Genomic DNA, 6,007 nt, shown 5'->3' with positions numbered 1-6,007 from the left:
GCCGTTATAACGACCATGTGAAGCAACACAACGCCCAACACCTCAAACAACAGCAACAGCGCACAGACAGCGTTTTACAGCACGGTTTAAACCGTGCCGAGCAAGGCTTCGAGCAATGGCAGAAAAACCAAGAAGCTAAACGCCTAGAACAAGAACGCCAAGCCGAAATACAACGACAGCAAAAACTAGAGCAACAGCAAGCCGAGCGAGCCAACCGTAAAGCATCACAAGACTTAGATCAGGGCGGAATGTACCGATGAGCAACCAAAACGACCTAGATGACCAGCTCTATATTTTACTGGCATCTATGAAAGAGTATCGAGAAGCCATAGCAGACGATAACAAGCGATTAGAAGCGTTTTACAAGGAAGTGGCTAGCGGAGTACTCAATAAGACCGAAAAACACCTAAAAAACGCCAATCAGAAGCAAATAGACGCACTCAACAACAGTATTCGAGAATTAAACAATGCAACCAATCAACTTGACTGGCGATTCATGGCAATCTACGCCAGTGCTTTTGTTAGCTTGCTGATCGTTTTCTTTTTAGCATTATTTTTATATGTGCCGAGCATGGACGAAATCAAACAGCGTAGAGCAGACGTTGCATGGCTAGAACAAAAATACAGCCTAGATATTAAAAATTGCAATGGGAAGTCTTGCGTTCGCATCATGAAAAATGACTGTCACGGAGCGAATAAGGATTATTGTGTGATTGACCCAAAATAATGATTAGACAGTACTTTGCTCGGCTCTTACCATCACCGAATCAATGACAGCAGTCGCAAAGTTGCCCGACTTTGAAACATGGCTAAAGCCATCTTTCAAAGCATCGAGCGATAGTCATCCAAAAATTTCGGAATGGCTATCCAACTGATGCAGTTCTAAAATATCGTCACCAACAAGCCTATAGATCAAGACTAAATCAGGCTTCACATGACAATCACGACAATTTTTAAACTCTGCACCACCTTTCAAGGGATGATCTAAATACTTTTCAGGCAAAGGATTATTTGCGACTAAACAATCTAATACTTCTGCCCATTCAGCCGTAACCAGTTCTAAATAACGTCTTTTAATATCACGTTTAAAAGAACTGGTTACGATAATCTTACGTTTAGCCATGTGCTTCTTCCGACATAGCTTTAATCGCTTCTTCTACCGTTTCGTACTCGGTGTACTCGCCATTTTCAATCTCTTTTAAAGATTGAAGTAACTTGGCTGCTGCTTTAGGAGTTAAAGCAGGTTCTCGTGCATAGTCAAAAGACAAAGGAATCGCTTTAGTTTTAACGATTTGATTCAAGAACAGTTTGAATGCTTGAGGCATAGTCAAACCATAGTCTTCCAAAATAGGGGTAACTTGTTCTTTTAACTCTGCTTCTAAGCGCATATTGAAATTGACTGCGGACATGATTCCCTCACTCAAAAACCATTAAAGTAAAGATAATATAATTCATATTCTTTACTTTTTCATTACTTTTGATGTAATAAATGGTTTCTGACAACTGAATTTCGTATAATCGCCATTATGTTAAATGAGGATAAAAAAGCTTTAAAACTATCTTTTTTGAGAAAGGGACAATAATCAAAAGGCATGGGTAAGCAACAATCCAATTAATCATCCATTCTGAAAAAATATTTGATAATAAAATTTTATCTTCATCTAATCCTTTTAAAATAGCGTTAATGCCACTCATAAAAAATGAGACAAAAAGAGGAACTAACACCCCTTCTAATGATAGCTTAATCATTGATAATTAAAACTTAAAATATTTTTGAACTTTTAAAATATTTTTTTGAAATATTGTTAAGAGTATTTAATATAAGATTAGAATCTTGACTGATTAAAGCCGTATTAAGTTCAGACATATAATCGATCAGTTGATTTTTTGCTTTTTTGGCAAATTCAGGAGTAATTTCTTGATCTTCATAAAGTAAAACGTAGTTCTTTGCAAACCCATAAATTAGGAATAAGGCGGAACTATCTAAGTTATTATTATCGTTGCTAATTGCTTGTTCACATAAAGCCTTTAGCTGTTTGAAAGCATCTGTTCCATTTGATAAAGCTTTAAAATTTTCAAATATAAATTGGAATGTCATTTTGAGTACTCACTTAAAAAGAAACTCTACAGCTTTAATTAACCCAAATCAATATTTAATTTTATCTAAAATTAACATAATACACCTTATACGAAATTCAAAAAAAATAATATTATCTTTATGATAATTAAAGAAATTTAATACAATCTCCATTATATTAAATTCTCATTACATAGGCTAAGAACTGACTCAATAATAAAAAATGGGAGTTTTGTTGAACTCCCATTTTTGAGACTGCACTTTAAACTTTTTCAAATAATTATGTAGCACTTTTTCTAGTCAAATTATCTTTTTCAATACCTAATAAAGATATTATTTCTGTGCTTCACATGCCTCTAAAGCTCGTAAAGCAAATGTATATGCAGCTCCTGCATTCAAATGAATTGCTGTAGCTAAAGCACCAGCTACTTCGCTTTCTGTTGCACCAGCTTTCATTGCTGCTTCTGCATGCACTGAAATACAGCTTTCACAACGCGTAGTGATTGCCACTGCTATAGATATTAATTCACGTGTTTTGATATCTAATGCCTCGGCAGCAGCAGCATCATTAAGTGCTAAATAAGCTTGAAGCATTTTAGGGTGAGTTTTTCCTAAAGATCCAAATGATTTTTTGACATGTGCTGTATGTTCTGGCCAATCTAGGAACATTTTAAAAATACCTTTGATTAAATACAGATTTAATATTAGTTAAATTGGAGATAAAATTTCTTAAATTTTGTGTAAACAACGTAATTTTAATCTTATAAATGAATAGCTACCGATTTTGTAGACACTTTATAATTATTCTAAAATTAACATAATACACCTTATACGAAATGCGTTATAATTATCTATAGAAATCAATGCTGTAGTTTCTAGTTGATAGCCCGAACATCCCTGTTCGGGCTTTTTTTATGATTTTTCACGTTCCACGCCTATTATTTAAGCAATGTTTCACAACTTTGATTAGCTCCAGTAAATAATTAAAACCTAGATAATAAGAACCGAGCGAGTGTCTACGAGCGATTGAGCATCATCAAAATTTCGCCCTCGCCTTTTCTCTGATTACAAGCTCCCTTTCGATTTTAAACGGTAGGTACAGAGCATCCCGAATGGGTGCGAACTTTGGAGCTTTTGCTTTTCAAAAAGTATGAGCGAAGCGAATACATTACAAATGCTTTTGCTTTTAGATTTCACAAACAGGATTAACTAAAAACTGCCCCACGAAGCGAGGAACGAGCTTCAATAGAGTACGAGCTTTAGCGAGTACCTAGGGCAGTTTGCACTCCCCTCTCGAAAGGCTTTTAATTATTTTTAAAGCTTTTAAATGCTTTTAGATGAGCTGAAAGCATTGATATAAGAGGGTTTTAGCGTATATAAGCACACAAATTCTCTTGTATAAGCACACAAATTCTCTTGTATAAGCACACAAATTCTCTTGTATAAGCACACAAATTCTCTTGATTTACACACATAAAATATATAGTGTGTAAATACACATTAATAATAACGTGTATTTAATATGAAGAATGGTTTAGTTGTGAAAGATAATGCATTAATAAACGCCAGTTATAATTTAGAACTAACAGAACAGCGTTTAGTCATGCTTGCAATCATTAATGCAAGAGAATTAGGGCAGGGTATTACGGCAGATAGCAAACTAGAAATACATGCTAGTGACTATGCAAAGCTATTTAATGTATCACCTGATGCATCCTACAAAGCCCTGAAAGATGCTGTAAATAATCTATTTAACAGGCAGTTTAGCTATACAGCCGAATATAAAAAAACAGGAAAGGTAGGTATCGTTCGCTCTCGCTGGGTGAGTCGTATTTTTTATGTAGATGATTTGGCATTACTAGAAATTACTTTCGCACCTGATGTAGTGCCTTTAATCACTAGATTAGAAGAACACTTTACAAAATATGAAGCCAAACAAGTTGCACACCTGACCAGTAAGTATGCCACTAGACTTTATGAGTTATTAATCGCTTGGCGTGAAGTTGGTAAAACACCTGTTTTTGAACTACAACAATTACGTAAAAATTTAGGTGTTGAAGATGATGAATATCAACGTATGCACCATTTTAAAAGCCGTGTATTAGAAACTGCCATTACTCAAATCAATGAACATACAGACATAAAAGCCACTTATGAGCAACACAAGAAAGGGCGTACAATTACAGGGTTTTCATTCAAGTTTAAGCAAAAAGTACAACCTAAAATTGAAACTAAACGAGATCCAAACACCCCTGACTTTTTTATAAAAATGACCGATGCGCAACGCCATTTATTTGCCAATAAAATGTCTGAAATGCCTGAAATGAGTAAATATTCACAAGGCACAGAAAGCTACCAGCAATTTGCTATTCGTATCGCTGATATGCTTTTAGAACCTGAAAAATTCAGAGAGCTTTATCCAATTTTAGAAAAATCAGGATTTCAGCCATGATTAAATTAAATAACCTATCAACCGATCTAAAGCATGTGACCGTTGAATACCTCGACATCGTAAATTATGAAATTGCGAGGGAAAATATATGCGGTTATATCTTCCTATTATCCCGACTATCCAAAGATGCCGAACCCACCGAAAAAATGCAGATGGAAAGCAAAATACAGGACTTAATTTACTATCGAGATAATTTGCAGATAGAAGACAAGGACAATATTCAAAAGGTTTTAAATACGCTCATTCCAGAGTATCAAGCCGAACAAAACAACCAAACAGCTAAGAAAAATTAGGCTTCAATATCGGGCAAATCAAAAAGCTGTCGATCTCTATTTTCTGTTAAATATTCGTTGAGTTCAGCCAATATTTTTTCTTTATTGGCTTCATTCTGCATTTTTTTAATCAAATAAGAACCGAGCAGAATTTTACGCCGAGTATCATCTTTTCGTTGCTGTTCCTTTTGCTTGGTACGTTCTCTTGCTTCGATAGCTTGTTTCTGTGCTTTTAACTGTTTCAGCTTCTCTAACTGGGCTTCAATTTTCTTTTCGATATTTTCAGCAGATTTAGTCATAACGGTTAATTTCGGAATATAGAAAACCACTCAAGCATAAGACCCTGTGAATTGAAATTCAAGCGGGTAATATGCTATCGTGTTTTTCATCAAATGCGCACTTACGACTTGAATTTCATTCAAGTCATCGTTGCGTAAGGGGAATCCCCTTAACCCCAAAAAATTGCTACGCAATTTAAAAAGGCGAAAGAAAAAATGGCGATTTATCATTGCTCAACAAAAACAGTGAATCGAAGTTCGGGACGAACTGCGGTTGCATCGTCTGCCTACCGTTCAGGGGAAAAACTCAAAGATGAACGAACAGGACTAACCCACGACTTTACGAGAAAGGACGGTGTCGCCCATAGCGAAATTGTGTCTAACCTTGATATAGAAATAGACCGTAGCGAATTGTGGAACTTGGCGGAACAGTCCGAAAACCGCAAAGATGCTCGAACCGCTAGAGAATGGGTGATTGCCCTGCCTGATGAACTGGATGCAGATCAGCGCAAGGACTTGGCAAAAGAGTTTGCCCAATCGCTTGTTGATCGTTATGGCGTGATTGCAGATTTAGCCATTCACGAACCCAGCAAAGGCGGAAATGATAAAAACCATCACGCCCATATCATGCTGACCACCCGAAAAGCTGAATTAGACCCTGACAATAAACTCACTTTGACGACAAAAACCGATATTGAGTTAAGTAATGCCAAACGCAAAAGCCTAAATATGGGAACAACCCAAGACGACATCAAACAGATTCGGGAAACATGGGCGGACTTAGCCAATCACGCACTGGAGCGAGCAGGCTACCGAGAAAAAATAGACCACCGCAGCTATGCCGATCAGAACAATGGACTACAAGCCACCATTCATGAGGGGACTTCGGTCACTCAACTCCGTAGACAAGGCATAGACACCGAAATCA

At 36.5% G+C, this 6,007-nt stretch carries 10 protein-coding genes and 1 pseudogene; 5 read left to right on the top strand and 6 right to left on the bottom strand.

Features of this window, described 5'->3' with window-relative positions; translation table 11 throughout:
- Together AC4CU0_RS16045 and AC4CU0_RS16040 are read left to right on the top strand one after the other, a co-directional pair.
- A pseudogene (locus AC4CU0_RS16045) lies at positions 1-260 on the top strand (MobQ family relaxase); the annotation flags it as partial.
- The gene (locus AC4CU0_RS16040; RefSeq protein ID WP_004870960.1) at positions 257-727 is read left to right on the top strand and encodes a hypothetical protein; all 471 of its coding nucleotides are present in this window, start codon (positions 257-259) and stop codon (positions 725-727) included. The pseudogene AC4CU0_RS16045 and the gene AC4CU0_RS16040, both read left to right, overlap by 4 nt.
- 114 nt (positions 728-841) lie before the next feature.
- On the opposite strand, the gene AC4CU0_RS16035 is transcribed toward AC4CU0_RS16040, so the two are convergent.
- The 5 genes from AC4CU0_RS16035 to AC4CU0_RS16015 form a co-directional block, all read right to left on the bottom strand.
- The gene (locus tag AC4CU0_RS16035; protein WP_001129137.1) at positions 842-1,123 is read right to left on the bottom strand and encodes a type II toxin-antitoxin system YafQ family toxin; all 282 of its coding nucleotides are present in this window, start codon (positions 1,121-1,123) and stop codon (positions 842-844) included.
- Positions 1,116-1,409 (bottom strand): type II toxin-antitoxin system RelB/DinJ family antitoxin, encoded by a 294-nt coding sequence (locus AC4CU0_RS16030; RefSeq protein WP_004870963.1) that lies wholly within the window; start codon positions 1,407-1,409, stop codon positions 1,116-1,118. Before AC4CU0_RS16030 ends, AC4CU0_RS16035 begins: the two co-directional genes overlap by 8 nt.
- A 115-nt stretch (positions 1,410-1,524) precedes the next feature.
- Positions 1,525-1,749: a DUF2798 domain-containing protein gene (locus AC4CU0_RS16025; protein ID WP_071321337.1), complete on the bottom strand. Its 225-nt coding sequence runs from the start codon at positions 1,747-1,749 to the stop codon at positions 1,525-1,527.
- A 13-nt stretch (positions 1,750-1,762) separates the two neighbouring features.
- Positions 1,763-2,098, bottom strand: coding sequence for a hypothetical protein (locus AC4CU0_RS16020; protein WP_168417345.1), 336 nt, complete (start codon positions 2,096-2,098; stop codon positions 1,763-1,765).
- Positions 2,099-2,410: 312 nt separating this feature from the next.
- Entirely contained in the window at positions 2,411-2,746 is a 336-nt protein-coding gene (locus tag AC4CU0_RS16015; RefSeq protein ID WP_004740263.1) for a carboxymuconolactone decarboxylase family protein, read from the bottom strand.
- Between the two features lie 853 nt (positions 2,747-3,599).
- On the opposite strand from AC4CU0_RS16015, the gene repM reads away from it, so the two are divergent.
- Positions 3,600-4,529, top strand: coding sequence for a replication initiation protein RepM (gene repM / locus AC4CU0_RS16010; protein ID WP_032072978.1), 930 nt, complete (start codon positions 3,600-3,602; stop codon positions 4,527-4,529).
- On the top strand, positions 4,526-4,822 hold the full coding sequence (locus AC4CU0_RS16005; protein WP_032072979.1) for a hypothetical protein: 297 nt from the start codon (positions 4,526-4,528) through the stop codon (positions 4,820-4,822). The genes repM and AC4CU0_RS16005 overlap by 4 nt, the downstream gene beginning before the upstream one ends.
- Here AC4CU0_RS16005 and AC4CU0_RS16000 read toward each other — a convergent pair.
- Positions 4,819-5,100: a DUF8583 domain-containing protein gene (locus AC4CU0_RS16000; RefSeq protein ID WP_005254311.1), complete on the bottom strand. Its 282-nt coding sequence runs from the start codon at positions 5,098-5,100 to the stop codon at positions 4,819-4,821. The two genes, AC4CU0_RS16005 and AC4CU0_RS16000, sit on opposite strands and share 4 nt — an antisense overlap.
- Positions 5,101-5,295: 195 nt before the next feature.
- Between AC4CU0_RS16000 and mobQ the strand changes: the two genes are divergently transcribed.
- Positions 5,296-6,007 (top strand): MobQ family relaxase (gene mobQ / locus AC4CU0_RS15995; RefSeq protein ID WP_490747103.1); only part of this gene is annotated, 712 nt, incomplete at its 3' end.

This window comes from Acinetobacter sp. LipI_15 (assembly GCF_058242865.1).
This window is presented reverse-complemented; position numbering and strand designations above follow the sequence as displayed.

What these genes read in the sequence shown, in the direction of transcription:
- AC4CU0_RS16040 (WP_004870960.1), top strand. Translation starts at nt 257, where the DNA reads ATGAGCAACCAAAACGACCTAGATGACCAGCTCTATATTTTACTGGCA.
- AC4CU0_RS16035 (WP_001129137.1), bottom strand. Translation starts at nt 1,123, where the DNA reads ATGGCTAAACGTAAGATTATCGTAACCAGTTCTTTTAAACGTGATATT.
- AC4CU0_RS16030 (WP_004870963.1), bottom strand. Translation starts at nt 1,409, where the DNA reads ATGTCCGCAGTCAATTTCAATATGCGCTTAGAAGCAGAGTTAAAAGAA.
- AC4CU0_RS16025 (WP_071321337.1), bottom strand. Translation starts at nt 1,749, where the DNA reads ATGATTAAGCTATCATTAGAAGGGGTGTTAGTTCCTCTTTTTGTCTCA.
- AC4CU0_RS16020 (WP_168417345.1), bottom strand. Translation starts at nt 2,098, where the DNA reads ATGACATTCCAATTTATATTTGAAAATTTTAAAGCTTTATCAAATGGA.
- AC4CU0_RS16015 (WP_004740263.1), bottom strand. Translation starts at nt 2,746, where the DNA reads ATGTTCCTAGATTGGCCAGAACATACAGCACATGTCAAAAAATCATTT.
- repM (WP_032072978.1), top strand. Translation starts at nt 3,600, where the DNA reads ATGAAGAATGGTTTAGTTGTGAAAGATAATGCATTAATAAACGCCAGT.
- AC4CU0_RS16005 (WP_032072979.1), top strand. Translation starts at nt 4,526, where the DNA reads ATGATTAAATTAAATAACCTATCAACCGATCTAAAGCATGTGACCGTT.
- AC4CU0_RS16000 (WP_005254311.1), bottom strand. Translation starts at nt 5,100, where the DNA reads ATGACTAAATCTGCTGAAAATATCGAAAAGAAAATTGAAGCCCAGTTA.